The organism is Methanofollis tationis (assembly GCF_013377755.1).
GTDB lineage: Archaea > Halobacteriota > Methanomicrobia > Methanomicrobiales > Methanofollaceae > Methanofollis > Methanofollis tationis.
On sequence record NZ_JABXWR010000001.1, the window covers coordinates 1,286,645 to 1,311,347 of the forward strand.

General features: G+C 65.1%; 25 protein-coding genes and 3 pseudogenes. 8 read left to right on the forward strand and 20 right to left on the reverse strand.

Going from position 1 to position 24,703, the window contains the following annotated elements:
• Positions 1 to 53 precede the first annotated feature (53 nt).
• Entirely contained in the window at positions 54 to 884 is an 831-nt protein-coding gene (locus HWN36_RS06705) for a class I SAM-dependent methyltransferase (protein WP_176788641.1), read from the forward strand.
• Here the strand turns inward: HWN36_RS06705 and HWN36_RS06710 are convergent.
• From HWN36_RS06710 to HWN36_RS12030, 10 genes and pseudogenes are all read right to left on the reverse strand, one after another.
• Positions 881 to 2,434, reverse strand: coding sequence for a metal ABC transporter solute-binding protein, Zn/Mn family (locus tag HWN36_RS06710; RefSeq protein WP_176788642.1), 1,554 nt, complete (start codon positions 2,432 to 2,434; stop codon positions 881 to 883). The two genes, HWN36_RS06705 and HWN36_RS06710, sit on opposite strands and share 4 nt — an antisense overlap.
• Positions 2,435 to 2,510: 76 nt before the next feature.
• Positions 2,511 to 3,338: a metal ABC transporter permease gene (locus HWN36_RS06715; protein WP_176788643.1), complete on the reverse strand. Its 828-nt coding sequence runs from the start codon at positions 3,336 to 3,338 to the stop codon at positions 2,511 to 2,513.
• Entirely contained in the window at positions 3,331 to 4,071 is a 741-nt protein-coding gene (locus HWN36_RS06720; RefSeq protein ID WP_176788644.1) for a metal ABC transporter ATP-binding protein, read from the reverse strand. The genes HWN36_RS06715 and HWN36_RS06720 overlap by 8 nt, the downstream gene beginning before the upstream one ends.
• The gene (locus HWN36_RS06725) at positions 4,068 to 4,514 is read right to left on the reverse strand and encodes a formylmethanofuran dehydrogenase subunit E family protein (protein ID WP_176788645.1); all 447 of its coding nucleotides are present in this window, start codon (positions 4,512 to 4,514) and stop codon (positions 4,068 to 4,070) included. Before HWN36_RS06725 ends, HWN36_RS06720 begins: the two co-directional genes overlap by 4 nt.
• Before the next feature lie 91 nt (positions 4,515 to 4,605).
• Entirely contained in the window at positions 4,606 to 4,875 is a 270-nt protein-coding gene (locus HWN36_RS06730) for a hypothetical protein (protein WP_176788646.1), read from the reverse strand.
• On the reverse strand, positions 4,872 to 5,531 hold the full coding sequence (locus HWN36_RS06735) for a DUF2953 domain-containing protein (protein ID WP_176788647.1): 660 nt from the start codon (positions 5,529 to 5,531) through the stop codon (positions 4,872 to 4,874). Before HWN36_RS06735 ends, HWN36_RS06730 begins: the two co-directional genes overlap by 4 nt.
• A 9-nt stretch (positions 5,532 to 5,540) precedes the next feature.
• Entirely contained in the window at positions 5,541 to 5,978 is a 438-nt protein-coding gene (locus HWN36_RS06740) for a spore germination protein GerW family protein (RefSeq protein ID WP_176788648.1), read from the reverse strand.
• A 74-nt stretch (positions 5,979 to 6,052) separates the two neighbouring features.
• A pseudogene (locus HWN36_RS06745) lies at positions 6,053 to 6,390 on the reverse strand (cupin domain-containing protein).
• Positions 6,391 to 6,399: 9 nt separating this feature from the next.
• Positions 6,400 to 7,050 (reverse strand): TrmB family transcriptional regulator, encoded by a 651-nt coding sequence (locus HWN36_RS06750; RefSeq protein ID WP_246269863.1) that lies wholly within the window; start codon positions 7,048 to 7,050, stop codon positions 6,400 to 6,402.
• 39 nt (positions 7,051 to 7,089) lie between these two features.
• Complete coding sequence (locus tag HWN36_RS12030) at positions 7,090 to 7,230, reverse strand: helix-turn-helix domain-containing protein (RefSeq protein WP_246269864.1); 141 nt, start codon at positions 7,228 to 7,230, stop codon at positions 7,090 to 7,092.
• 165 nt (positions 7,231 to 7,395) lie between these two features.
• Here HWN36_RS12030 and HWN36_RS06755 point away from each other — a divergent pair.
• The 6 genes and pseudogenes from HWN36_RS06755 (at position 7,396) to HWN36_RS06780 (ending at position 12,825) form a co-directional block, all read left to right on the forward strand.
• Positions 7,396 to 8,523, forward strand: a pseudogene (locus tag HWN36_RS06755) (IS256 family transposase).
• 70 nt (positions 8,524 to 8,593) lie between these two features.
• Positions 8,594 to 8,854: pseudogene (locus HWN36_RS06760) on the forward strand (transposase); the annotation flags it as partial.
• Between the two features lie 70 nt (positions 8,855 to 8,924).
• The gene (cooS, locus tag HWN36_RS06765; protein ID WP_176788649.1) at positions 8,925 to 10,829 is read left to right on the forward strand and encodes an anaerobic carbon-monoxide dehydrogenase catalytic subunit; all 1,905 of its coding nucleotides are present in this window, start codon (positions 8,925 to 8,927) and stop codon (positions 10,827 to 10,829) included.
• A 74-nt stretch (positions 10,830 to 10,903) separates the two neighbouring features.
• Positions 10,904 to 11,236: a cupin domain-containing protein gene (locus tag HWN36_RS06770; protein ID WP_176788650.1), complete on the forward strand. Its 333-nt coding sequence runs from the start codon at positions 10,904 to 10,906 to the stop codon at positions 11,234 to 11,236.
• Positions 11,237 to 11,678: 442 nt separating this feature from the next.
• On the forward strand, positions 11,679 to 12,344 hold the full coding sequence (locus tag HWN36_RS06775; protein ID WP_176788651.1) for a ribonuclease III domain-containing protein: 666 nt from the start codon (positions 11,679 to 11,681) through the stop codon (positions 12,342 to 12,344).
• Positions 12,345 to 12,576: 232 nt separating this feature from the next.
• Positions 12,577 to 12,825, forward strand: coding sequence for an eS24 family ribosomal protein (locus tag HWN36_RS06780; RefSeq protein WP_176788652.1), 249 nt, complete (start codon positions 12,577 to 12,579; stop codon positions 12,823 to 12,825).
• Here HWN36_RS06780 and HWN36_RS06785 read toward each other — a convergent pair whose 3' ends face one another.
• From HWN36_RS06785 to HWN36_RS06830, 10 genes are all read right to left on the reverse strand, one after another.
• Positions 12,826 to 13,443, reverse strand: a complete 618-nt coding sequence (locus HWN36_RS06785) for a LysE family transporter (RefSeq protein ID WP_176788653.1) — start codon at positions 13,441 to 13,443, stop codon at positions 12,826 to 12,828. It abuts the gene before it with no gap.
• A 161-nt stretch (positions 13,444 to 13,604) separates the two neighbouring features.
• The gene (locus tag HWN36_RS06790; RefSeq protein ID WP_176788654.1) at positions 13,605 to 14,255 is read right to left on the reverse strand and encodes a V-type ATP synthase subunit D; all 651 of its coding nucleotides are present in this window, start codon (positions 14,253 to 14,255) and stop codon (positions 13,605 to 13,607) included.
• Complete coding sequence (locus HWN36_RS06795; RefSeq protein ID WP_176788655.1) at positions 14,252 to 15,640, reverse strand: V-type ATP synthase subunit B; 1,389 nt, start codon at positions 15,638 to 15,640, stop codon at positions 14,252 to 14,254. The genes HWN36_RS06790 and HWN36_RS06795 overlap by 4 nt, the downstream gene beginning before the upstream one ends.
• Positions 15,637 to 17,394 (reverse strand): V-type ATP synthase subunit A, encoded by a 1,758-nt coding sequence (locus HWN36_RS06800; RefSeq protein WP_176788656.1) that lies wholly within the window; start codon positions 17,392 to 17,394, stop codon positions 15,637 to 15,639. Before HWN36_RS06800 ends, HWN36_RS06795 begins: the two co-directional genes overlap by 4 nt.
• Positions 17,391 to 17,702, reverse strand: coding sequence for a V-type ATP synthase subunit F (locus tag HWN36_RS06805; protein ID WP_176788657.1), 312 nt, complete (start codon positions 17,700 to 17,702; stop codon positions 17,391 to 17,393). Before HWN36_RS06805 ends, HWN36_RS06800 begins: the two co-directional genes overlap by 4 nt.
• Entirely contained in the window at positions 17,699 to 18,883 is a 1,185-nt protein-coding gene (locus HWN36_RS06810) for a V-type ATPase subunit (protein ID WP_176788658.1), read from the reverse strand. Before HWN36_RS06810 ends, HWN36_RS06805 begins: the two co-directional genes overlap by 4 nt.
• Positions 18,870 to 19,469 (reverse strand): V-type ATP synthase subunit E, encoded by a 600-nt coding sequence (locus HWN36_RS06815; protein ID WP_218133206.1) that lies wholly within the window; start codon positions 19,467 to 19,469, stop codon positions 18,870 to 18,872. Before HWN36_RS06815 ends, HWN36_RS06810 begins: the two co-directional genes overlap by 14 nt.
• A 6-nt stretch (positions 19,470 to 19,475) precedes the next feature.
• Positions 19,476 to 20,921 (reverse strand): V-type ATP synthase subunit K, encoded by a 1,446-nt coding sequence (locus HWN36_RS06820; protein ID WP_176788660.1) that lies wholly within the window; start codon positions 20,919 to 20,921, stop codon positions 19,476 to 19,478.
• Positions 20,921 to 22,873, reverse strand: coding sequence for a V-type ATP synthase subunit I (locus HWN36_RS06825; protein WP_176788661.1), 1,953 nt, complete (start codon positions 22,871 to 22,873; stop codon positions 20,921 to 20,923). The genes HWN36_RS06820 and HWN36_RS06825 overlap by 1 nt, the downstream gene beginning before the upstream one ends.
• On the reverse strand, positions 22,866 to 23,201 hold the full coding sequence (locus tag HWN36_RS06830) for a hypothetical protein (RefSeq protein ID WP_176788662.1): 336 nt from the start codon (positions 23,199 to 23,201) through the stop codon (positions 22,866 to 22,868). The genes HWN36_RS06825 and HWN36_RS06830 overlap by 8 nt, the downstream gene beginning before the upstream one ends.
• A gap of 134 nt (positions 23,202 to 23,335) precedes the next feature.
• Between HWN36_RS06830 and HWN36_RS06835 the strand changes: the two genes are divergently transcribed.
• A complete protein-coding gene (locus HWN36_RS06835) occupies positions 23,336 to 24,694 on the forward strand; it encodes a TrpB-like pyridoxal phosphate-dependent enzyme (RefSeq protein ID WP_176788663.1) in 1,359 nt (452 codons plus the stop codon).
• The last annotated feature ends 9 nt before the right edge of the window (positions 24,695 to 24,703 follow it).

A 24,703-nucleotide genomic window follows, 5' to 3' on the forward strand; every position in this document is an offset into this window, starting at 1 on the left:
CGTCCCCGGCAGGCACGGTCGGTTTTTTCTGTTTCAGGGACGATTGTTCTCTCATGGATGCCGGGATCGACTGGAACAGGGTGTGGCGGGTGCGGCTGGCGGCGCACCGGTCGAGCCCGGGCTTCGTGAGCGGCGGCGCACTCTGGAAGGAGAAAGAGACCGCCCGCCGCTATGACCGGGGCGTCGGAGAGAGCGATCGGGTGGAGCAGTGCCTGGCCGCCCTCCCCCTCGGGCCGGAACACGCGGTGCTCGATATCGGCGCCGGGCCAGGCACCCTCACCCTCCCGATCGCACGGCTGGTGCGGCGGGTCGATGCCGTCGAGCCGGCCGCCGGGATGGCGGCGGTGCTGCGGGAGCGGGCGGCTGAGGCGGGGCTTGAAAATATCAGGGTCGTGGAGGGGCGGTGGGAGGACCCCGGCCTGGACCTCGATCCCCCGTACGACGTGGTCATCTCCTCCTTCTCGCTTGCGATGCCCGATCTCGCCGCCGCCCTCGAAAAGATGGAGGCGGTCGCCGCGGGGTCGGTGCATATCTTCTGGCATGCGGGGACGCCGGCATGGGAGCGGCGGTATATGGCCCTCTGGCCGGCCCTCCACGGCGCCCGGTACCGTCCGGTGCCGAAGGCCTGGGTGGTCTTCCGCCTCCTTGAGGAGACGGGGCGCCGTCCCGAGATCACGATGCACGCCTTCACCGAAGAACGGCGCTTTTCGAGTCTGGAGGATGCCCTCTCGTATTATGCGCCGCGGTTCTCGGCGGTGGACGAGCGGCAGCGGCAGGTCCTTGCAAACGCCCTTGAGGGCTGGCTTGAATGCGGGGAAGAGGGGCCTGTCATGCGGGGCCGGTCCAGGTTCGCCCATATCTGGTGGAAAAAAGAAGAGCGTTAATGCCACTTCAGCCCCGCGGCGAGAACGAGCGCCCCGAGGGCGAGGGCGATCGGCAGGGGGGCGGGCTGCGGGGTGGTTGCCTCTGCTCCGGTTTTCGCCGGGGTGGCGGCGGGGGTGTACGATGTCGCTGTGGTCGTTTTTGCAACATTCACCGTTTCCGTGGCATCAGTCGTCGGCGTGACGGTCTGCTGTGTGGTTTCGATCTCGGCGGCGACGGCCGCTCCTGCCGCGTACGTGATCGCAAACAGCGAAAAACCGGTGCAGAAGGCCCGGTAATGGTGAGTTCCGTCATCGTCTGTCCCGAGGTACTCAGTCGTCAGCCGCTCCCATGCGCCGTTATGCCAGTGCAGAAGGGCGATGTCCAGAGGGCCGGCGCCCTGCGCCGTCATCCATGAGTTCCCGACGGTAAACTCGATCGTGGCATTGCATCCTCCACTCAGGGCCGGCGTGGGGGAGATGTCGAGGTAGTGATAGGTGGCGTTCTCCGGCGCCGTCGTCCCGCCCGGCAAATAAGCGAACACCTGGACATTCATCACGACCGATGCCATGTCCTCCTCCGGGACCAGGACGATCCGGCTGAGAACGCCGTTTTCGAAGGAGAACTCCGTCTCTTCTCCGGCAGAAAGGCTGGTGGCGAGGCTTGCAGGGCTGTCTTCCCGGTCTCCGCCGCCGGTGTTCGGGCTGGCCATGACGATCTCCTTGTTGTGCTCGAGCACGCCCGGTATCGACTCCACGCCAGGGAGGGATTTCGGGAAGTTGGTGAAGATAACGCGGTCGGCGGCAATCCCCCTGTCATGGAGCGCCTCCTCGATCCCCTTCGCGAGCTCGCCCGACTGCATGTTCTCGATGACATATTTCACGTTCCGGTATTTTTCGGGGTTTGCATTGATGTCGTCGACGATCTTTGCCGGGGTGAACTGTCCGCCCATATAGAACTCAGGGCCGAAGATGCTGACGACGTTGAGGCCAAGCCATGCCTCGGCGGCCTCGCGCTGCCAGACCATCACCACGACGTCCTGCCCTTCGACCCGCGCCCGATCGCCCCCGGTGATGTCTGCGGCATCGATCGTGTCGCAGTAGGCGTTGTATCTCGCCTCATACGAAGTCGTATTGGTCGGATCGGCTGCGACCAGAATATCCCTGATATCTTCGGCAAGCACCTTCGCCTTCTCCGGGGTGTTCCAGTCTGCGGCCGCAGGCACGGTCCAGGTGACGGTGCCATAGCCGTTCGCCTGCATGAAGTCCTGTATGGCCGGCATGACGATCGCCTTGTCCATCGAAGAGTCGTAGGCCAGGAAAAGGTCTGCAGATGCGATGAAGTCCCTGTTCATCTGGATGCGTGCGTCGATGACATCGCCCTGCATATGCGGGCAGATGCTTGGGTCTGCGACATAGATCACCTCGACGTGCTCGCCGCCGATCGCCTGCGCCGGGTCCCAGAGCACGCTCGTCGTGGCGACCACGTCGAGGGCCGCTACGGGTGTGACGCTGCAGAAACAGAGGATGAAAAGCGAGAGTGCGATCCCGCATATGGTACTTAATTTGAGCATGAGCCTACCTTAGTGTTAAAAAATTAATAAATTTTACTAATTGATGTGATAGAATTTTGCATCTATGATCTCTGGCTCAGGCCCCCTTCGGCACCCGCCGCTTCGGCGATATCAGCACCGCCACCAGGAAGAGGGCGCTGAAGGCGACCGCCGTGAGGGGGCCGACCGGAAGGGAATACTGGAGCCCGATCCACGCCCCGGCCACGCTGACACTCCCGGCGATGAGCGGGGCTGAGAGGAAGAGGCCGCGCACCGTGGTGCAGAACTGGTAGGCGATCGCTGCCGGGGTGACAAGCCAGACATAGAGAAGGAGCCCGCCGATGATGTTGAGGGAGAGCGAGACCGAGATGGCGATCATGAAGAGGAGGGCGTAATAGATGGGCCTGACCCTGATCCCGGCGGCCTCGGCGATCTTCCGGTTAAAGATGATCGCCGTGATCTCCTTTGAAAAAACCGCCACAAACACGATGGCGAGAACGGAGATGACGGCAAGGGCGTAGATCTCCTCCCGGTAGAGGGAGATGACGTTGCCGAAGAGCAGGGCGCTCGCGTTGACCGCAGTGCCCAGGTACTGCATGTACGAGACGAAGAAAATGGCGATCGCCATCATCATCCCGAAGAGAATGCCCAGGATCGTGTCGGTGGACATCCGCGCCTTCTCGGAGAGCGGACCGATTATGGTGGCGATGAGCAGACTTGCCAGGATCGCCGCCATCGTCCCGCCGACGCCGAAGAAGATCCCGACCGACGCCCCCGCGAATGCGGCATGGGTCATGGTGAACCCGATGGACGAGATGCCCATCTGCGTGATGATCACGCCGAGAATGCTGCAGGCGATCGAGGCGAAGAGCATCGCCTCCACCGCATGGCAGATGATATTGTTCTGGATGAGGAATTCAAGCATGGACGGCCCCCGGCAGGCGCCTGATCCGCTCCTCCACCTCGTCCCCGCGGCAGTGGGCGTCCATGCTGATCCTTCCCTCGTTCATCGCCAGGATTCTGATATCATGCCCGGGAAGGGCGTCGAAGGCGTGGGAGACGATGACCACCGTGCACCCGGCCTCCGCGATGCTGGTGAGGATCTCGCCGACAAAGGAGCGGGCGAAAAGATCGAGGTTCGAAAAGGGTTCGTCCAGGAGGAGGATCTCGGGTTTTTTTGCGAGGTTCTGGGCGATGAGCACCTTCTGCTGCTGTCCCCCGGATAACTTGCCGATCGGTCGGTCGACGAGGTCTTCGATGCCCAGGAGGTGCATCGCCTCTTCGGCGGCGCGATGGTCCTCCTCCCGGGGCTGCCGGCCATACCCCAGGAGGCCGTAGCGCCCCATGATCACCACGTTCCCGACGGTGAAAGGGGCAAGGGGATCGAAGGCGAAGTTCTGGATCACGTAGCCCACCCGCTTTCTCACCTCGGTACCATGGGCCGCCACATCGAGGCCGCAGACTGTCGCCTGTCCATTGGTGATCGGGAGCATGCCATTGATCGTCTCGAGCAGCGTCGTCTTGCCGGCACCGTTGGGCCCGCCCACGACGACAAACTCCCCGGCCGCGATGGAAAACGAGATCCCCCTGATCACCGGCAGGTCAGAGCCCTCGTAAGCGGTGGAAACCCCGGAGAGTTCGATGGTGCCGGCGGTCATGCCAGGCGCTCGACAGAGAAGAGATCGCTGTCCGGGAGGTAGTACATTTTTTCGGCGTACTCCTCGATCTGCCGTTCATAATCGTCGTTTTCCACGCGGGGGGGCAGGAAGAAGGGAGCCGGGACGACCCTGACGGTTTTGCCGTCGCTCTCGAACTCGCAGTAAACGTCGTCGCTCCTGATCAGTTCGATGTTCCGCTTGCCAAGGGTGCACCCGCTCCCGAGCTGCACGCCGTCGGCCAGGCATGACTGCGGCGGGATGGTGGTGCAGAAGACCCGTGCCTTGAGAGAAAAGGGGTCTTTGCAGATCTGCTCGCGTGCAAACCTCCCGATACGGTAGCCGAGCACGATGTACGGGCCGAGGTGGCTGTGGAATGCGGCGAGGTCTTCGACCGTGAAGGTGCGGTCGAGGTTCATATAGTGGCATGATGCTTGATGTTCCATAAAGCAAGATCAGCAATGATGCTATAAAAACTTTTAATATTGTTACTATGTGTGCTTTAAGGTAGATTTTTTAATGATTATCCGGGAAAAGTCATTTCCTCCCGTGCTGGCCCGGCGAAGTGACCGAAAGGGCCTCCCGTGCCCGCCCGACCGCCCTGGCAACGATGTCGTCCGGGACCTCCGCCACCCCGCAGGAGAACAGGCGCACCCATCCCTCTCCGGCGATCACGAGCCCGATCAGCTCAGCCGTGAGAAACAGTCCCGGTCCGGCGACGATCGTTTGCGTCCTCACGATCGGTACGATCGCCCGCCCGGCCGCGACCCGTGCCTCGCCTGCTTCGACGACCGTCTCCTCCCTCATGCTTCACCCCGGATCAATGGCCAGACGGCGGTCCGCACCGGTGCCGAGACCGCAAAGAGCGCCGCCGCGATCAGGATTGTGAGGGGGCGCTCGATCAGCACCCGCCCTTCGGCCCGCCCGGCGGCCTCCCCGCCGTCGAAGAGGGGTTCCATCACGATCGAGAACGGGGTCGGCATGAGGGCCCCGTTCACCGCCTGGACGATCCCGTAGAGCATCCCGGTGTCGGCGGGTTCGTCCAGCCCGGCCCTGAACCGGATCCGCCCGCAGGCGATCCGGGTGCGTGCAAGGGTATATCCCAGCAGGTTGAGAACACCCGGGAGCACCGCCCTGGCGGCGGCGAGCACCTTCCTGGCCCCGGGCCCTGCGGCAGTCTCCTCCTCTTCCCCGGTCTTCTTCTCCGCCTCTTCCTCCCCCCCTCCGAGGGGCGTTGAGAAGAGCACGCTCCTGCCGAGGGCGACCTCCGCAGATGGGGCGCCCTCCGTCCATAATAATCTCAACGAGACGACCGCCCAGCAGAAGGCGCAGAACCCCCGCACCTCCCCGGCTTCATAGCCACCGGAAAAACGGATCTCGAACGGGACGAGGAGCAGGGCGTACAGGGGCAGGGCTAGGAGTGCGAGGAAAAAAAGGAGTACCGGGAGGTCGCCGCCGCCCATGATCTCCGGTTATTTCTCAGGCTCTTCCGGCGCCTTCTCCCCCTCTCCGGCGCAGGCCTTCCTCATCTCGAGCACCTTGCCGCCGACCCGCTCCACCACGGACGGCAGCGTCTCGCCGACCGTCTCGATGATCTCGGAGAGCTGCCCTTTCTTGGTCAGGGAGTAGATCTGCACGCCTTCGGGCCCTTTGACGTCCTTGTGAACGACCAGGAGAGCGATCGGCTTGACCCCGCCGCCGGCGCCGCCGCCCTCACCGCCGCCCTCACCGCCGCCTTCTCCTTCCTCTGCCTTTCCGCGCCCGGCCCCGGCCCCGAAGGCGAAGCCGAAGGTTGCGATCGAGAAGACCACCTTGTCCCCGAGGTCGAGGGGGTCGCCGATGATCGCCTTTGCGCTGATGAAGTTGCGGAGCTCCTCCGCTGTTGCTCTGATCATCTCATCGCCTGTCATCTATCTCACCACGCTGCCTGATTGACCGCGCCCCTATAAATACGTGGTGCCGTTCCGGTGGAGGAAACAGGCGGTCACAGCAGCCGCGTCGAGTCGGTCGGCCGCGGCACCTTGATCACGACACCCTGAAAGGTGCGTCGCTCTCGTTTGTCCAGCGGTGCGGGATGCGGGCCGGGCTCTCGATGAGGGTATCGGGGCCGCACTCCTGCCGCTCCTCCCCGATCTCGACGACTCCCCGCCCTTCGAGGACATAAAAGGCGACGTCCACCGGGGTGATGTGCCGTTTGAGCCCTTCGCCGGGCTGCAGGGTGATGTGGACGATCACGGCGTTCTCGGTGTCGTAGAGTTTCCTGACGTCCACGCCGTGCGGGTTTTTCTCCTTCGGCAGTTCGCCGACAGTTCTGGCATCCATCTCTCTCACCTACGTGTGAACTCTCTCTTTTCCCGTGTATATCTTCTGGCCCGGGGCTGCGGCGGCATCACGGCCTCCGGCGATCATCTTCCGTGCGAGCTGGTGCTGGACGCAGGTGATGAACGGGAGGGTGATGATCACGCCTTTACGCCTCCCGTTCTCGGTATAGACGATCAGGGATTCCTCGTCGTCGGCCATGAAGATGTACTCGAGGGAGAAGACCGAGCCCTCGTGATCGATCGGGCGGGAGAAGACCTTCCCGTAGATCTTCTCCTGGAAAAAGGGGCAGAACTCTCCGGCAACCGTGACCCTGACGCCTTCGGGGCACGCCTGCGCCGCTCCTTCGGGGAAGACCACCTCGACGGTATGTCGCCCGACCGCCTCAGACAGGAGGGCGGCGTACTCGCCGGGCCCTGACCTGAGCATGCAGACGACCGTGAGGGCGGCATAATCGCCGTGGACGAGGGATTCGAGATGGCGGCGGATACTCCACTCCCCGTCGAGGTACCAGATCGGGGCGGGCGTCGGCCTCGCCTCGAGGCGCAACTCATCGAGGCCGGAGAGCGCCCGGTCGGCCGCTCCTTCGAGCGCCCCCCTGAGTTTTGCCGTCACGACGCCGGGCTCTTCCGGGCGGTAGCGGAGGGGGGAGCCCTGCCGCACCTCGACAAACCCCCTCCCGGCAAGCCCCTCCAGGATGTCTTAGACGCGGGGGCGGGGGACGCCGCTTGCGATATGGATCTCGCGGGCGTTCCCCTCCCCGATCCCGACGAGGGCCGCATACACCTTTGCTTCGTACTCCTTCATGCCGAGGGCGACAAGGTCCCGGACGATCTGGTCCATATGTCACTATTGCGGGTACGACAGATTTATGTTCTCCTGCCGTGAGGCTGATGCCGGAGGGGTCTGGCCGTCGCCGGTATCCCGCTCCGATAGTGTAACGAATTTTCTGTAAAAATAATTTGGCCCTGAATCCAACCTAGATTTGGACAAAGGAGAAACAGGGCCATGGATCCCTTAGCGTTAATCGAAGATTATCTTTCCGATAATGAGAATGGCATGAAGACCCTCATCACCTGGTTCCTCAACCAGGTGATGCTGCTCGAAGCCCTCCACCAGGCGGGAGCCGAGCAGTATGAACGAACCGATGCGCGGAAGGCTCACCGAAACGGCTACAAGAAGCGCTCTCTAAAAACCCGATATGGAGAAACGATCCTCCAGAAACCACAATTCCGAGAGTTCCCCTTCGAAACACAGGTATTTGGACGCTATTCCCGGGTTGAGAAGGCTCTTGAGAATGCTATCTTTGAATCCTACCTTCAGGGAGTCTCAACCCGCCGGATCCAGGAGATTGTTGCTCATTTTGGCATCGAACAACTCTCTCCTGCTTCAGTATCCAGGATAGCAAAGGACCTCGATGAACAGGTCCATGCATTCCTTCAGAGGCCTATTGAACAGGAGATTCCCTATCTCTTTGTGGATGCTTCGTACTACAAAGTCAGAGAGGGACCACGCTACATCACCAAAGCTCTTCTGGTGATCGCCGGTGTTCGAATGGATGGCTACCGCTAAATCATGGGAGCCAGAATCACTGATTGTGAAAATGAGATGTTCTGGTCGGGATTGTTCGAAGACCTCAAAGAACGAGGATTGGTGGGTGTCAAGATGGTTGTCTCAGATGGTCATGCCGGGATCCAGAAGGCGGCGGAAGCCGCCTTCCTCGGCGCATCGTGGCAGATGTGCTCGGTCCATTGCACCCGGGCGGTTTTAAAGAATATTCCACGGAAACATCAGAAAGAAGTTGCTGAGTCCTTGAAGGAGGCATATGGGGACGAGGAAAGACTTCAGCAGCTTGCAGATGATCTGAACGAACGAGGATATCGGAAAGCGGCCAATACGATCGAGAGATTCATCCCGGGACTTATGAGTTACACGGCGTTCCCGAAAGAGCACGCAAAGCGGATCCGAACGACGAACATGATGGAAAGAGTCAACAAGGAACTGAAACGGAGAACCAAAGTTGTAGGGGCCTTTCCCAATGAAGAGTCACTCCTCAGGCTGGCAGGATCCATCCTGATGGACATCAATGAGGAGTGGGTGACCGGCAGAAGATATTTGACGATGGAGGGGGAATGATCAAACAAGGAGACAGGGCTCAGACGAATTACAGAAGATCTGAAACACTACCGATGATCTGAACGAACGAGGATATCGGAAAGCGGCCAATACGATCGAGAGATTCATCCCGGGACTTATGAGTTACACGGCGTTCCCGAAAGAGCACGCAAAGCGGATCCGAACGACGAACATGATGGAAAGAGTCAACAAGGAACTGAAACGGAGAACCAAAGTTGTAGGGGCCTTTCCCAATGAAGAGTCACTCCTCAGGCTGGCAGGATCCATCCTGATGGACATCAATGAGGAGTGGGTGACCGGCAGAAGATATTTGACGATGGAGGGGGAATGATCAAACAAGGAGACAGGGCTCAGACGAATTACAGAAGATCTGAAACACTACCCGCTCCGGGGTGAATGGCATGGAAGATATACGGATATCACACCATGAATCGGTAAAGAGGGTGTACAGACAGCTCCACGAGATGGGGCTCTCCAATGTCTGGGACCGGTACGAGGCGCAGGGCCTCGGCACCGATCCCGACCAGCGCTGCCGCTTCTGCATGGGCGGGGTGCGGTGCGACTTCTGCTCGAACGGCCCCTGCCGGGCCGATGCGGAGAAGGACAAACGCGGCGTCTGCGGGATCTCGGCCGACGGAATGGCGATGCGGATGATGCTGTTGCGCAACGTGATGGGGGCCGCCACCTACCACTATCACTGCGAGCAGACGATCCGCACCCTGCGGGAGACGGCTCTCGGGTCCTCGCCCTTCAGGATAGCCGATCTGGCGAAACTGAAGCATTTTGCCGCCCGTCTCGGTCTCAACACCGCCGTTCCCGCCGACGAACTGGCCCTGGACCTCTGCGCATTCCTGGAGGAGGACTTCGCCAGGAAGTCCCATGAAGAGAGCCTGATCGTCGATCTCCTCGCCCCGGCAGAGCGGAAGAAGGTCTGGCGCAATCTCGGGATCTTCCCCGGCGGGATCTATGGCGAGATGATGCTCGCCACCGGGTCTTCTCTCACCAACGTGGACGGATATTTTGTGAGCCTGGCGAAAAAGGCGATGCGTCTTTCGATCGCGATGGCCTACCAGAGCCAGCTGGTGCTCGAGAGCCTTCAGGACGTCCTCTTCGGGACGCCCAGGCCCCACTGGATGCGTGTCGATCTCGGCGTCCTGGATCCTGATTACGTGAACATCCTCCCCAACGGTCACGAGCCCTTCCTCGGGTTCGCCCTGGTGGACCTGGCCCGGAACCCCGAATGGCAGGAGCGGGCCCATGAAGCCGGAGCGAAGGGGATCAGGGTGATCGCGAACATCGAGACCGGGCAGGAGATGGTCCAGCGCCTGAAGATGGACGAGGTCTTCTGGGGTTACACCGGCAACTGGATCATGCAGGAGGCCGTGCTCGCCACCGGTGCCGTCGACGTCTTCGTGGCCGATATGAACTGCTCGCTCCCGCTCGACCCGGTGTATGCAGAGAGGTTCGGGTTCACGATCGTCCCGGTCTCAGACCTCGTCGCCTTCGAGGGCGTTAGCGACCGGATGGACTACGACCCGCGATCTGCGAGGGAGCAGGCGGCCGCCCTCCTGGAGATGGGGATTGCAAACTTCAGGGAGCGCCGGGAGCGGGTCACCCCGATCGCCGGGCTGCCGGTGGGGAAGGCGGTGGTCGGGTTCTCCCCTGAGAGCATCACGGCGGCGCTCGGGGGGAGCCTGGGCCCCCTGCTTGATGCGATAAAGGAGGGATCGATCAGGGGCGTGGCCGGGCTTGTCTCGTGCACGACCCTGCGGGACTCGGGGCAGGACGTCCACTCGGTCGCCGTTGCAGAGGAGCTGATCAAACGGGACATCCTGGTGCTCTCGCTCGGCTGCGGGAATGCGGCGATGCAGGTGGCCGGGCTGTGCAACCTCGACGCCGCCGCAAAGGCCGGGCCCGGGCTGAAGAAGGTCTGCGCCGCCATCGGCGTCCCGCCGGTCCTCTCATTCGGCACCTGCACCGACACCGGCAGGCTTGCCGACCTCATCGCCGCCGTCGGCGAGGCTCTGGGCGGCGTGGCCGTCCCCGACCTCCCGGTCGCCGCCGTGGCGCCCGAGTACATGGAGCAGAAGGCGACGATCGATGCCATCTTCGCCCTGGCATACGGGCTGTACACCTACGTGAACCCGGTGCCGACGGTGACCGGCGCCCCGTCCCTGGTCCGCCTGCTCACGCAGGAGTTAAAGGGGATCACCGGCGGCGTCCTGGCCTTAGAGACCGATCCTGCGGCCGCCGCGGAGGGCATCCTTGCCCATATCGAGGAGAAGAGGACCGGGCTCGGGATCTGAAGAGGGAGGAGACCACAGGTCTCCTTTTTTTTCAGGGGAGGAAGCATTATCCGCACGCCGTGAAGAGGCTGAGTATGGAAGGGAAGAAAAATGCGCTCGCCGAATCGGTGATCGATCCGCGGGCGCTCGTGGCCTATCAGGACGGGGCGGTCGTCTCCCGCGCCCTCGTCACGAAGAAGGCAGGGACGATCACGGCCTTTGCGTTCGATGCCGGGGAGGGCCTTTCTGAACATACGGCGCCCTACGATGCGGTGGTCCAGGTCCTGGAGGGCGAGGCGGAGATCACCGTCGGGGGCCGCCCGTACACCCTCGCCGCTGGCGAGATGATTATCATGCCGGCAACAATTCCGCACGCCCTGTTTGCCCGGGTGCCCTTCAAGATGCTGCTCGTGATGATCCTCGAGTGAAATTGGTTTCAAAAACGTGCCCCGGGGCGGTCCCCGGTATTCTGTTCGGCCCCGTGATACGCCCTCTCTGTCCCTGGCCTTCAGCCGTTTCGGCCCCGGAACCGGGCCCTCATGGCATCGAACCCTGTGAAGATAGGCCGGCGCCGTTCAAAGACCTTCTCTGCCGCCACATCTCTTTTGCCGGAGAAGATCTGTGGCTCTGGTCTTTGCGGCCCTATCTTCAGCGGGTGTCTGTTCGGCCCCCTGATGCGCTCTCGTTTTCGCCCGTTCGGTCTTCAGCCGTTTCGACCGTCGGGCTGATCGCACCCTGGCAGCATCTGTCCGGTCACGATCCCCCCCGAGGCAGATTTTTATTGTGCATGTACTATAAAATAATTTTGCCCGGCACTTCCCTGGAGGGCGAATGGGAAGAGATATGCCCTTTCCGTCCAGAAGAAGGCGTATGCACCAGACGCTCCGCTGGCACCGGGTCGGTGTCGAAGAGAACCTCGCCGCCCTCAGGGACGGGCTTGCCCGGAAGGCGGCCGCCCTCCCCGGGGGGAGAGAGCAGGCCCTGACCGCACGCTGGCTCTCCTCGGTGGAGGAGATCCTGCGGCAGATCGGTTCGGTCCGGCTGGTGGTCATGCCCGCCGTCGAGCGCGACCTCGGCTTTTCCATCGAGAACGACGAGATCTTCCTCCTCGCCCTCTTCCAGCCCTCCACGAAAAACCTCTTCTCCGAGATCAACGCCCATTTCAGGGACGGCAGATGCGCCCTCTCCCCGACTGCCCTCGCCGAGATGGCCCGCCTCCCTGAAGCGGCCGAGACCCTCGCCTGGATCGGGGATGCGGCCCTGAAGATCGGGGTCCTGCCCGAGATCTGGAGCCCGCGCCTCGCCGATGCCGGGCTGCTCTCAGAGCGCCGGAAGGCGTATGAGAGCAATGTGAATATGGCGCGGCTCTGCGACCGCTGGGGGCTGTACGAGCACCGGGTCCACTTCGACCCGCCGGTGGAGAAGGGCGATTGCGATCACGTGAAGGGCACCCTGGTCGAGGCCGTGCTCGGGATCGTCTTCCTCCAGTGCGGGCTCAAAGGGGTGGCACGGGCCGCCCGCCTCCTTGCGCCGTGAGAGTATATCGTATATCTTTTATTTTATGGGCTTGTCAATGATATATTGATCTGCTCCTGAACGGCCCCGGCCTGGTATCCGGGGGCGTGCAGTACCCCTCGGCCGCAGGGACCCCGGTGCGGGGGGAGGACCAGGTCTCGATCCTCCCGGCCGTTGCCGGATAATCCGATCTCTTTTTTTCTCCTCTGTCTCTCGCCCCAACGCTCTTCCCCCCTCCCGCCGAGAGGAGAGCATGGACATCGAGTTCCCGCGCTACGAGCGCAACGAGGCATGCAGGAGGATCGATCTGGAGTTCGTCGCCCGCTTCTCCGGCGCCATCCCGTCGCGGGATGAGGTGCGTGCTGAACTTGCCCTGATCTCGGGCGTCGACCCGGCGGCGATCGCCCTCGATCGCCTGAGCCCGCGGGCGAAAAAAGGTGAGATCCGGGGGAAGGGAAGGATATACGACGACCCGGCCGCGATGAAGGCCGGGGAGCGGTGATCACGCCGGAAGGGCCCGCCAGAGGTACGAGGCCCCGAAGAGGATCAGGAACACCCCGCAGGCGGCGCGGACGAGGCGGTACTGCCTGACCGAGAGGACAGTCTTTCCACCCGCCGTCCCGGCGGCGACCAGCCCGAACCACCCGAAGTCCGAGGCCCAGTGGCCGATCATGAAGGCGACGGCGACCGCCGCTCCGGCCGCCAGCCCCTCCAGCAACAGCCCGCTCCCCACCGAGAGCCACCAGAGCCAGAAGTACGGGTTTGCGGCGCTCGTGACGACCCCGGCAAGGAAGGGGCTGCCCGATGCCGCTTCTCCGGGGGCGTCGAGCACGGCGGTCCGGCTCTCCCGCACCGTGAGCCCGCCGAAGAGGATCAGGGCCAACCCGCCGACAACGGCGACCGGCACGGCCACGCTATCGGCCGCAGCGGCAAGCCCGGCGACGATCGCGAGGGCGAGGACCGCCTCGACGGCCGCATGACCCGCGGCGACGCGCGGGCCGGCCGTCCACCCGTGATCGAGCGAGCCCCTGATCGTCGCCACCAGGGTCGGGCCCGGGGCCAGGGCTCCGGAGAGGCCGATGACAAACCCGATGATCAGGGCCGGGATGATGCCGTCCATCGGTATGTATGGGACGGGAGATGAGATAAGGAGAGGGGCCGGCGCACGGCCATCCCCGGATCAGTGGACGCAGACGAAAACCAACACGATCGCCCCCGCGATCAGGGCGATCGCCCCGGCGGCCTGGACCAGCAGGAAGATGCGCGAGAGGTCCTCCCCGCTCATACCTTCATCTCCTCCCTGCGGAGGGATTTGGTATGTTTCCGCCGGTAGAGGTCCTCCCGCTCCATCTCCTCCAGGTAGTCCTCGATATAGGCGGCCGTATCGCGGAGCGATGGGATGAGCATATAGGCGAGGGCGTTCGTCCTCCTCCTGACCGTGACGATCTGGTCTGCAAGCCGGGTCATCGCCCCTTCTGCTTCGGCGCAGACCAGGGCGGCCGCAACCGCCTCCTCGCAGCGGCGGCAGGCCTCGTCCAGGGAGGCGCCCGGCGCCGCAAGGGGATAACCCGGCTCTTCGGCCGTGCGCAGGCGTTCCGGGAGAGGGATCGCCGGCACCGCCGTGCCCATCACCGTCCGCCGCCCCATCGCAATCTCACCGATGGAGGCGGTGAGGGCGAGGGCGTCTTCGAGGTCTCTGGCCCCCATGGTCATCTCAGCCCGGAGAAGCGGGCGATACGCATCTGCAAACGCCGTTTCTGCGGCTTTCCTCAGTCGCTCCCGCTCCTCCTGCAGCCGGAAAAACTCCAGCACCATGGCGTCGAGTTTCTCCTGGAGGAGTTCGTGCCCCTTCTCTGCGACGACAATCCGCTTTCTGATCTTCAGCAGTTCGATCCGGGTGGGGCGGGTCCCCGGTATGATCCGCCGGCTCACGTCCTCTCCCTCCGCGCATGGGCGGCGATCAGGGCCGGATCGATCCGTTTCAGTTCGTCGTCCGGGAACCGGGAGAGCAGACCCCATGCAAGGTCGAGGGTTTCGGTGATCGTCCGCCCGGCCGCCGCCCCCTGGCCGACGAATTCCCGTTCGAAGCGTGTGGCGAAGTCGAGGTAGAGGCGGTCTGTTGGCGTGAGCCCCTCCTCCCCGATCACCGCCACCAGGCTTTCGAGCCGCCTGCCCTTTGCATACGCCGCATACACCTGGTCCGAAACGGCGCCATGGTCCTCGCGCGTCTTCTCCTTTCCGATGCCGCCGGGCATCAGGCGGGACAGGCTTGGAAGGACGTCGATCGGCGGGTACACACTCTTCCGGTGGAGGTCGCGCGAGAGGACGATCTGCCCCTCGGTGATGTAGCCGGTGAGGTCGGGCACCGGGTGGGTGATGTCGTCGTCCGGCATGGAGATGATCGGGAGCTGGGTGATGGAGCCCTTCTTTCCCTTGATCCGCCCTGCCCGCTCGAAGATCGAGGCGAGATCGGTGTACATGTAGCCCGGGTATCCCCGGCGGGCCGGCACCTCTTCCCTGGCCGCCGAGACCTCCCGCAGCGCCTCGCAGTAGGCCGTGATGTCCTGGAGGATCACGAGGACGTGCATCCCCTCCGAGAAGGCGAGATATTCGGCCGCCGTCAGGGCGCAACGCGGGGTGACGATCCGCTCGATGGCGGGATCGTCGGCGAGGTTGGCGAAGATCACGGCGTGCTCCAGGGCCCCGGTCTCCTCGAACGCCTCCAGGAAGAACCTGGACTCCTCGCTCGTGATCCCCATCGCCCCGAAGACGATCGCAAACTCCTCGGCATCCCCGAGCACCCGCGCCTGTCTGGCGATCTGGGCGGCGAGGCGGGAGTGGGGGAGACCGGCGCCCGAGAAGATCGGGAGTTTCTGCCCTCGCACCAGGGTGTTCATCCCGTCGATTGCCGAGATCCCGGTCTCGATGCAGTCCTGCGGGAAGGCCCGCGCCGTGGGGTTGATGGAGGCGCCCGAGATCTCCCGCACCTCCTCCGGGATGACGGCGCCGCCGCCGTCCGCCGGCCTTCCGGCACCGTCGAAGACCCGCCCGAGGATCTCGGGCGAGACGGCCATGCGCAGGGGTTCGCCGGTGAACCTGACCGACGTCGCCTCGGTGTCCAGGTCCCGCGTCCCCCCGAAGACCTGCACGACGGCGAGGTCCGGGCGGCTTTCGAGCACCTGCCCCAGGCGCCGCTCCCCATCCGGAAGGCGGATCTCCACCACCTCGCCGTAGGCGGCGTCACCGACGCCCGAGACGGCCATCAGGGGCCCGGCGACCATGGTGACGGAGGTGTACTCCCGTGACGGCGAGGTCATGGTCTCCCCCCCCTGCCGAACTCTTCCTCGATGCGCCGCTCCACCTCCCCGAAGAACGCCGGGAAATCGGCGGCCGGGACCGAACCCAGGCGGGAGAGCATGCCGGTCACGGGCAGCGCCCCCACCTCTGCGGCTGAGACGCCCCTCCCCACCGCCGCCCGTCCTGCCGCCGCGTAATCCATGATCAGCCTCATCATCAGGTACTGCTTCTGCGGCGGGCAATAGGTGTCGACCGGGTCGAAGGCGTACTGGATCAAAAACGACTCCCTGACGATCCCGGCGACGAGGAGGGTGAGTTTGTCCTCCTCGGGCAGGACGTCCGGGCCGACGAGGTGGACGATCTCCTCGAGTTCGCTCTCTTTCTGGAGGATCGCCATCAGGTCGGCTCTCACCCGGTCCCAGTCCGGCCCTCCGTGCTCTTCCCACCACTCCCTGACGGCGTCGAGGTAGAGGGAATAGGACAGAAGCCAGTTCACCGCCGGGAAATGTCGTTCATGGGCGAGATCGGCGTCGAGGGCCCAGAAGACCTTGACGATCCTGAGGGTGTTCTGGGTGACCGGCTCTGAAAAGTCGCCGCCCGGCGGCGAGACCGCCCCGATCACCGAGATCGATCCGGTCGTCTCTGCGGGGCCGAGGGGCCGCACCCTTCCGGCCCGCTCGTAGAACTCCGCAAGCCTGGAGGCCAGATAGGCCGGATAACCGTGTTCGCCCGGCATCTCCTCGAGCCGCCCCGAGATCTCCCGCATCGCCTCGGCCCAGCGGGAGGTGGAGTCGGCCATCAGGGCGACGTCGTAGCCCATGTCCCGGTAGTATTCGGCGATGGTGATCCCGGTGTACACCGAGGCCTCGCGGGCGGCCACCGGCATGTTCGAGGTGTTTCCGATGAGCACCGTCCGCCCCATCAGGGGTTCGCCGGTCCTGGGGTCTTCGAGGGCCGGGAACTGGCGCAGCACGTCCGCGAGTTCGTTCCCCCGCTCCCCGCAGCCCACATAGACGATGATGTCGGCATCAGACCATTTGGCGAGCTGGTGCTGGACAACGGTCTTCCCGGCTCCGAAGGGCCCGGGCACCGCGGCCGCCCCTCCTTTGGCCATCGGGAAGAACGAGTCGATCACCCGCTGCCCGGTGATCAGGGGCTCTGTGGGGGGGAGCTTCTCCCGGATCGGCCGCGCCACCCGCACCGGCCAGTGCTGGAGCATGGAAAGGGTCACCTCCTCGCCTCCTGCGGTCCTGACGCATGCGATCCCCTCGTCGATGGTGTAGGCGCCGGGCGGTGCGATCCTGAGAAACGTCCCCTCGACCCCCGGGGGCACCAGGACGGCATGGGTGAACCGCCCCTCGGGGACCGTGCCGATCCGGGTGCCCGGCGTTGCCGTCCCTCCGGCCTGTACCTGCGGTGTGAACTCGTGCCGCCGCGTTCTGTCCAGTGCGGGCAGGGAGGCCCCCCTGATGATGAAATCACCCATCTCGTCCCTTAGCACCTGAAGGGGGCGCTGGATGCCGTCATAGACCCTGCCGAGCAGGCCGGGGCCGAGTTCGACCGAGAGAGAGGCGCCGGTCCGCTCGACCGGTTCGCCGGGTGCGATCCCGGTGGTGTCCTCGTAGACCTGGATCGTTGCGACGTCCTCGGAAAGCCCGATGATCTCCCCGATCAGGGCGGCGTTTCCTGCCCTGACCACCTCGTACATCCGTCCGCCCCGCATCCCGTCGGCCTCGATCACGGGGCCCGTGATCCTGACGATCCGCCCGCTCACCCGCTCACCCCGGGTAGACCCCTGCCTGCTACTCTCCTCACCGCTCTGGCGACAGTGTCCTCCCCGTGCACCGGGCCCGAAGGCCCGGGGACCCCGATCACCACCGGGTAGACCCCGGGGATCTGCGGCCCGGGGATGGCGGCGAGGTATCGGTCGAGCACAAGGATCACGCCGATATCTTTCTCTGCGAGTGCTCCTGTCAGTGCGTGTTCGGCCTCCTCTGCATCGGCGCAGGCGACCGCCCGGGCGATACCGCCGGCCCTGCATGCCAGTGCCATGGGGCGGTCTCCGATTGCTGTAATCCTCATGCTTCTGTCTCCTCCACGATGAGCACCCGTTCGATCTCCTCGGTCGGCGCCCCGGCCGCCACGCCGACGGCGATCGCTCTCATATTCCGCGCCTCGTAGCCGAGTGCGACGAGATGGCGGAGCAGGGGGCCGCTCTCCAGGTGGTACTGGCTGGCGATCCCCCGGGCAGCGTCCAGGATGCACCGGTCGAGGGCCGTTTCCAGTGCGGCGGCGTCGCCATCCTGCACCGCCCCGGGAAGGGCGGCGAGATACCGGTGGTAGCGCGTCCCCTCGACGGCGGCGACCAGGTCGGCGAGGTTTCCCGCCCGTTCGGCATGGAGCAGCCGCTCCCCGGTGACCTCGAAGCCGCCCTCCCTGATCAGGTGGCGTGCCGCCGCCTCCCGCCCGGTGCCGGATGCCCTGGCCCGCACGAGGGCGCGGAGATTGGCGGCGTCGACCATTCTGCCGGCGGTCTCCACCACCGGCGGCGAGAGAGAGATGTCCACCCCGCGTGCGGCCACGCCCATCTTGGTGAGGGCGGCGGCGAGAGAAAGCGCTGAAAATACGGCGGTGTCTCCTGCGGCGGCGGCATGGGCGCGGGCGAGGGTGGGGCCGAACGGCGCCTTCGCCATCCTCCTGATCGCCTCCTCCTCGCTCCCGGCATGCGCCGCCTTTCTCACGCGCTCGGGCGTGAGGGCCCCGATAGGAACGGCGCGCTCTTCGATGGCGGCGGGGGAGAGGCCGCGCCCCTTCGCCGCCACGATCGCCGCCGCCTCCCCGGTGCCGATCATCGCCGCGTATGCCACGAAGAAATGTCTGACCCCGTCAGGCACGCTCTCGATCAGGCGCATGACGGCCTCGTAGTGGTGCACCCTGACGAGCCGGTCCGCCTCCTGGCCGTCGAGACCCGTACCGGCCGGCATCCGGTGCCCGAGGGCGGCAAACCGTTCGAAGAGGTCGTGGAGATTTCCGGCCTCCAGCGCCTCCCTCACTCCTTCCCTGCCGATCATGGGGTTGCCGATCGCCCGGACCCGTGCGTCGGGCTGGGCAAAGAGAGCGATGTTCAGGATCATCCTGAAATAGCCGGCCGACGCCGCCAGGATCACCGCCACCATGACGGCGATGGAGAGCCCGGCGACGAGCATGGCTTTGCCGTTGGCCCCGGAGAGGACGGCGACGGCGATCTCCTCAAGGGCGGTCATGACGATCCTCCCTGAAGAGGATTGCAGCGGTCCTTCCGGTCAGGCCCTCCCGCATCCGTGCGATCCTGGAAGAAAAACGCTGGTCGCACCTGGACCGTCCGGCAAGCACAACAACGCCGCCGTCCGGGCCGTCGTCCTTGAGCGGTGCGATGGTGACCCCTTCGATCCGGCTGCAGGCGACGACGACTGCCCCCCTCTCCTCTTCACGGCAGAGGACGGTGATGGGGCCGCCGCCCACGACCTCGCGCCCTTCGAGGATGAGCCTCCTGAGGACGGCCGGGTAGTCGTCTGAGTCTTTGAGGGCGGCGATCTGCCGTTCGGCCTCCTCGAAGGCGCGGTCGATGCCCGCCTCCCTGCACGCCCTGAGGCGGGCGCGGGCCGAGAGGCGCGCCTGTGCGATCTCCTTTCGCCGCTGCCTGGCCGCCTCACGCCTTCCCTCGGCCATGATCTCTGCGGTCTCTCTCTCGGATGCCGCCCGCCCGTCCCTGAGGATCTGCTCTTCCCCGGCTTCGGCCTCCCTGCGGATCCCCTCCGCCTCCGCGGCGGCGTCGGCGCCGATACGTTCGATGATCTCGTCCACGCCCATTCCTGTTCAGCCCCCGAAGAGCCCGATCCCGAACATGATCAGGATCGCCACCAGCAGCCCGAAGATGGCGAAGGTCTCGGCCATCACGGCAAAGATCAGGCTCGGCCCCATCGCCCCTTCACGCTGCGCAGTCGCCCCGATCCCGGAGGCTGCGGTCATGCCCTGCCCGATCGCCGAGAGCCCGGCGAGACCGACGGCGAAACCTGAGCCGATGGCGGCAAGCCCGGCGGCTGCCGTGGCGGTGACGTCCCGCGTGATCATGCCGGTGAACGCCATGATCAGGATGGCGACGAGGAGGCCATAGATCGCCTGCGTCTCAGGGATGACGGTGAAGACAAGCCCTTTTCCGAACATCTCCTCTTTTTCGGCGGTGGCTGCGATCCCGGCCGATGCGGCGATCCCCTGCCCGATCGCCGATATCCCTGCAAAACCGACGGCGAAGCCGCAGGCGATCGAGGCGAAGCCCGCAGCAAGGGTGGCGGTGAGGTCCCGCGTGATCATGCCGGTGAACGCCATGATCAGGATGGCGACGAGGAGGCCGTATATCGCCTGCGTCTCAGGGACAACCGAGAATACGAGTCCTTTCCCGAAGGACCCCTCGTGCTCGGCGCTGGCCGCCGATCCCGCAGCGGCGGCGATCCCCTGCCCGATCGCCGATATGCCGGCGAGCCCCACGGCAAAACCGCACCCGATCGCCGCGAAACCGATCGCAATGTCGCCGACCGGATCGCCGGCGATCATGCCGGTGAACGCCATGATCAGGATGGCGACCAGGAGCCCGTATATCGCCTGCGTCTCCGGGATCACTGCAAAAACGAGCCCTTTTCCAAAACTCCCCTCGTGCTCGGCCGCCGCTGCCGTTCCCGCGGCTGCGGCGATCCCCTGCCCTATCGCCGAAAGCCCTGCGATCCCCACGGCAAGCCCGCAGCCGATCGCCGCGAGCCCGGTCGCCTCGGTGGCCACCGGCGATCCGGTCAGGAGCCCGGTGAACGCCATGATCAGGATGGCGACGAGAAGGCCGTAGATCGCCTGTGTCTCCGGGATCACCGCAAAGATCAGGCTCTTCCCCATCGCCTCGTCGCGCTCGGCGGTGGCGGCGATGCCGGCCGATGCGGCGATCCCCTGCCCGATCGCCGAGAGCCCTGAGATCCCCGCGGCCAGACCGGCGCCCAGGGCCGCCAGCCCGAGGGGGAGGGGGACGCCCTCGGTGCCGCCGCCGATCACCCCGGTGGAGAGGAGGATGAGCACGGCGACGAGGAGGCCGTACATCCCCTGGGTCTGCGGCACCGCCTGGAAGACGATCGCTTTTCCAAACTTCTCCGGCCTGACGGCGATCACGCCTGCGCCGGTCGCCCCGGCGATCCCGACACCGATCCCTGAGCCGATGGCGGCAAGCCCCACGGCGAGCCCGGCCCCGATGACGGCAAGGACGAGCCCGGCATCGACCGCCATCACTCATCCCCTCCCGTGACCTCGGTGAAAGTCCGCCTGGCCGCAAACGGCCTGAAAGGCCGGCCGCCGCTCCTGAAGAACCTCCCGAAGAACTCGACGTACTGGAGCCTGAGGGCGTGGATAAACCCGCCGAGGGCCTGGAGCACCAGGTTGCCCGCATGCCCGGCCACGGCGAAGACGACGGCGAGGACGACGAGGGCCGGGTGGACGGCGGCGATCATCCCGGCGAGGATATTGATCATCATGGCGATCCCGCCGGTGGCGAGGGCGAGGGCCAGGATACGGGCATAACTGAGCCAGTCCCCGAGAAAACCGGTGAGCGAGAAGAACCCGAGCGGCCCCTCGCCGATCATCACCCCGGCGATGCCGAGCCCGGCCCCGGCCCATGCAAGGGCGACGGCGGGCCCGGGGAAGGTGCCCCACCCGAAGAAGGTCAGGAGGATCACGGCGGCGCAGGGCTGGATGACGAACCAGACTCCCTCGGAGAGGACCATCTCCCGCAGGTTTCCGGTGCGCAGGTGTTCGCGGGCGGCGATTGCCAGCCCGAGGTTGAGGTGGGCGATCCCGATCGCAAGGGCGAGGAGGAGGATGGCGATCGGGTCTTTCAGCGGCTCGATGACGGCGAAGGGCGCCTGTATCCCGAAGAGGCGGGGGAGGAGATCGCCGAAGAACCCGCCCATCAGGACGCCGAAGATCGTCCCGGAGATCCCGCAGGCGAAGAGTACAAGGGCGAGATCCCGCACCGTCCCCGGCGTCCGTCCGGCCCCTCTCAGGACGAGAGCGGCGAGAAGGGCGAGGAGGATGCCGTAGCCGGCGTCGCCGAGCATGATCCCGAAGGTGAGCACGAGCACCGGGGCGAGGAAGAGGGTGGGATCGACGCTGCCGTATGCCGGCGTCCCGAAGGTGGCGGTGAGAAAGCCGAAGGGTGCGAGCCAGCCGGGATGGTCGAAGGCGACCGGCGCATCCTCGCCGGGCGGGTCGAAGATGCAGAAGGCAAGCCCGTCCGTCGCCCGCTCGCAGACCGATGCGACGCCGTCGGCCTCGTCCTCCCTGACCCACCCGTGGAGCACGGTCATACCGGCGGTGCCGCCCATGAGCCTGGCGGCCTCCTCCCGCTCCCTGAGAAACGCGAGTTCTTCGGCAAGGGCCCGCATGGCCGTGAGGTGCCCGGCGGCGATCGCCGTGAGGTCGGCGACGATCTCCTCACGCTTCCGGAGAAGCGCCGTGCGTTCCCCTGCAAGCCTGGCCAGCCCCTCTTCGGGCGCCCCCTCCTGTATCCCCGGGGCAAACTCCCTGAAGGCGAGTTTCCTGAGGACGGCGTCGACCTGCGCCGCCGCCGTCGGATGGGCGGTCGTGAGGGCGACGGTGGGGTTTTCGCCGATCCCGCAGAGGCAGAACCACGCGGCAAGATCCGGCATATGCCCGGCAAGGTACGCCTCGATCTCCCGGCACTCGCCGGCCGGGATCGTCCCGGCCCTGACCTCGAGGAAGCGGGAGGATCCGAGCCATGCGAGGTCGATCCCGAAGGGGAGGAGGTATCCGAGCATCTCCTCCTCTTCATCGATGCGTTCGAGTCTCCCGGCGATCGCCCCGTCTTCTGTCTTCAGGGCGAGCACCCTCTCGATCACCCCGTGCAGCCCTCCGGCGTCTGCAAGGACGGCGTCCGCACCGCGCACTGCGACCGGCACCCGCGACGGCGTCGTCGGGAAGAAGATCTCTCTGATCGGGTTTGTTTCCGGGAGGATGGATTCAAGCGCCTCGATGCACCGCTCAAGGCGCGCCCGCTCGGTGGCGATCGCCGGTATCCGCTCAGACCGCGGGCGGGGGCTGATGAGCCCCTGCAGTCCATCCACATCGCCGGCCGCCTCCAGTTCGACGGCCCCGGCCTCCTGGAGGGCGGCGATGCATGGCTCGTACGCCCCGGTGTGCACCCCGACGGTCAGCCTACGCATCCGTGCCGGTCTCAACACCGCCGGTCACCTCCCGCACCAGGAAGGCGACGGCGTCGTCGAGGCGTCCGGCCGCCGCCCTCTGGATCCTCGTCGCCTCCTTCTCCGCCCCAGCCCTGATCCGCTCTGCCTCCTCCGCGGCCCCGGCCCTGGCGGCGGCGACGAGGGCGGCGGCCTCAGCCTCGGCGTGGCGGCGCTCTGCTGCCGCTGACGCTGCCGCCCGTTCGCGCCCCCGCTCCAGCCTGACGCCGGCCTCTTCCCGCGCCCTGGCGATGCGGGCGAAGGCCTCCTCTTCAGCCCGCTTCACGAGTTCGATCTCATGGAAGGGCATCTCTATAACACCCTAACGAGCCTGAACCGTCAGGTCATTTATGTGTTTCTCTTCGGCTCGCACGATATCCGGCGATCTTCAATGTGCTACATGATGCAACAATGTATATATTTAGACAACGCCCATGCTATGGTATGCAGACCAAGATCCTCCTCGACGAGGATGCAATCCCGAAGGCGTGGTACAATATTCAGGCCGATTTGCCCTCGCCTCTCGACCCGCCGCTCCACCCTGGAACCGGAAAGCCGGTGGTGCCCGGGGATCTCGCTCCGATCTTTCCGATGGAGTTGATCAGGCAGGAGATGAGCACGCAGCGCTCGATCCCGATCCCGGACGAAGTGCGGGAGATCCTCAGTCTCTGGAGGCCGAGCCCGCTCTACCGTGCGAGAAGGCTGGAGCAGCACCTCAAGACGCCGGCAAAAATCTACTTCAAGTGGGAAGGTGTCTCCCCGCCGGGCAGCCACAAGCCCAACACCGCCATCCCGCAGGCCTACTACAACATGAAGGCCGGTGTCGAGCGTCTCGCCACCGAGACCGGGGCCGGGCAGTGGGGCTCGTCCCTTGCGTTCGCCACCGCTCTCTTCGACATGGAGTGCACTGTCTACATGGTCAGGTCGAGCTATGACCAGAAGCCCTACCGGAAGAGCATGATGCAGGTCTACGGCGCCGAGTGCTTCCCCTCGCCGAGCCCCCGCACCGCCTCCGGGCGAAAGGTGCTGGCGGAGCATCCCGACACCCCGGGCTCCCTGGGCATCGCCATCTCAGAGGCGGTGGAGGACGCTGCAGGACGGTCTGACACCAACTATGCCCTCGGCTCCGTGCTCAACCACGTCTGCCTCCACCAGACGGTGATCGGGCTCGAGGCCCGCGAGCAGCTGGCGATGGTCGACGAATACCCGGACACCGTCATCGGGTGCGTCGGCGGCGGATCCAACTTCGCCGGGATCGCCTTCCCCTTTGCCGGGGACAAGATCACCGGGAAGCACCCTGAGACCGAGATCCTGGGCGTCGAACCCACCGCATGCCCGACGATGACGAAAGGGCTCTATGCCTACGACTACGGGGATGTGGCCGGCTTAACGCCGCTGATGCGGATGTTCACCCTCGGCCACGACTTCGTCCCGCCGGCGATCCACGCGGGCGGCCTCAGGTACCACGGGGTCTCGCCCCTCGTGGCAAAACTCATTCATGACGGCGTTGTCGGCGCCTCATCCTACCACCAGAACGAGGTCTTCGAGGCCGCCGTCACCTTTGCGCGGACCGAGGGGATCATCGTCGCCCCCGAATCAGCCCATGCGGTCAAAGCGGCGATCGACGCCGCCCTCGAGTGCCGGCGCACCGGCGAGGAGCGGGTGATCCTCTTCAACAACTCCGGCCACGGCAACTTCGACTTCTCCAGCTACGAGGCGTATTTTGCAGGGCGTCTCATCGACTACGAGTACCCGGCCGACCTGATCCGGGAATCGCTCTCACATCTGCCGAAGGTGGGGTGATGCCGGTGG

Excerpts from the sequence above, each read along its gene's own strand:
- HWN36_RS06705 (WP_176788641.1), top strand. The coding sequence starts at position 54 with ATGGATGCCGGGATCGACTGGAACAGGGTGTGGCGGGTGCGGCTGGCG.
- HWN36_RS06710 (WP_176788642.1), bottom strand. The coding sequence starts at position 2,434 with ATGCTCAAATTAAGTACCATATGCGGGATCGCACTCTCGCTTTTCATC.
- HWN36_RS06715 (WP_176788643.1), bottom strand. The coding sequence starts at position 3,338 with ATGCTTGAATTCCTCATCCAGAACAATATCATCTGCCATGCGGTGGAG.
- HWN36_RS06720 (WP_176788644.1), bottom strand. The coding sequence starts at position 4,071 with ATGACCGCCGGCACCATCGAACTCTCCGGGGTTTCCACCGCTTACGAG.
- HWN36_RS06725 (WP_176788645.1), bottom strand. The coding sequence starts at position 4,514 with ATGGAACATCAAGCATCATGCCACTATATGAACCTCGACCGCACCTTC.
- HWN36_RS06730 (WP_176788646.1), bottom strand. The coding sequence starts at position 4,875 with ATGAGGGAGGAGACGGTCGTCGAAGCAGGCGAGGCACGGGTCGCGGCC.
- HWN36_RS06735 (WP_176788647.1), bottom strand. The coding sequence starts at position 5,531 with ATGGGCGGCGGCGACCTCCCGGTACTCCTTTTTTTCCTCGCACTCCTA.
- HWN36_RS06740 (WP_176788648.1), bottom strand. The coding sequence starts at position 5,978 with ATGACAGGCGATGAGATGATCAGAGCAACAGCGGAGGAGCTCCGCAAC.
- HWN36_RS12030 (WP_246269864.1), bottom strand. The coding sequence starts at position 7,230 with ATGGACCAGATCGTCCGGGACCTTGTCGCCCTCGGCATGAAGGAGTAC.
- cooS (WP_176788649.1), top strand. The coding sequence starts at position 8,925 with ATGGAAGATATACGGATATCACACCATGAATCGGTAAAGAGGGTGTAC.
- HWN36_RS06770 (WP_176788650.1), top strand. The coding sequence starts at position 10,904 with ATGGAAGGGAAGAAAAATGCGCTCGCCGAATCGGTGATCGATCCGCGG.
- HWN36_RS06775 (WP_176788651.1), top strand. The coding sequence starts at position 11,679 with ATGCACCAGACGCTCCGCTGGCACCGGGTCGGTGTCGAAGAGAACCTC.
- HWN36_RS06780 (WP_176788652.1), top strand. The coding sequence starts at position 12,577 with ATGGACATCGAGTTCCCGCGCTACGAGCGCAACGAGGCATGCAGGAGG.
- HWN36_RS06785 (WP_176788653.1), bottom strand. The coding sequence starts at position 13,443 with ATGGACGGCATCATCCCGGCCCTGATCATCGGGTTTGTCATCGGCCTC.
- HWN36_RS06795 (WP_176788655.1), bottom strand. The coding sequence starts at position 15,640 with ATGACCTCGCCGTCACGGGAGTACACCTCCGTCACCATGGTCGCCGGG.
- HWN36_RS06805 (WP_176788657.1), bottom strand. The coding sequence starts at position 17,702 with ATGAGGATTACAGCAATCGGAGACCGCCCCATGGCACTGGCATGCAGG.
- HWN36_RS06810 (WP_176788658.1), bottom strand. The coding sequence starts at position 18,883 with ATGACCGCCCTTGAGGAGATCGCCGTCGCCGTCCTCTCCGGGGCCAAC.
- HWN36_RS06815 (WP_218133206.1), bottom strand. The coding sequence starts at position 19,469 with ATGGGCGTGGACGAGATCATCGAACGTATCGGCGCCGACGCCGCCGCG.
- HWN36_RS06820 (WP_176788660.1), bottom strand. The coding sequence starts at position 20,921 with ATGGCGGTCGATGCCGGGCTCGTCCTTGCCGTCATCGGGGCCGGGCTC.
- HWN36_RS06825 (WP_176788661.1), bottom strand. The coding sequence starts at position 22,873 with ATGCGTAGGCTGACCGTCGGGGTGCACACCGGGGCGTACGAGCCATGC.
- HWN36_RS06830 (WP_176788662.1), bottom strand. The coding sequence starts at position 23,201 with ATGCCCTTCCATGAGATCGAACTCGTGAAGCGGGCTGAAGAGGAGGCC.
- HWN36_RS06835 (WP_176788663.1), top strand. The coding sequence starts at position 23,336 with ATGCAGACCAAGATCCTCCTCGACGAGGATGCAATCCCGAAGGCGTGG.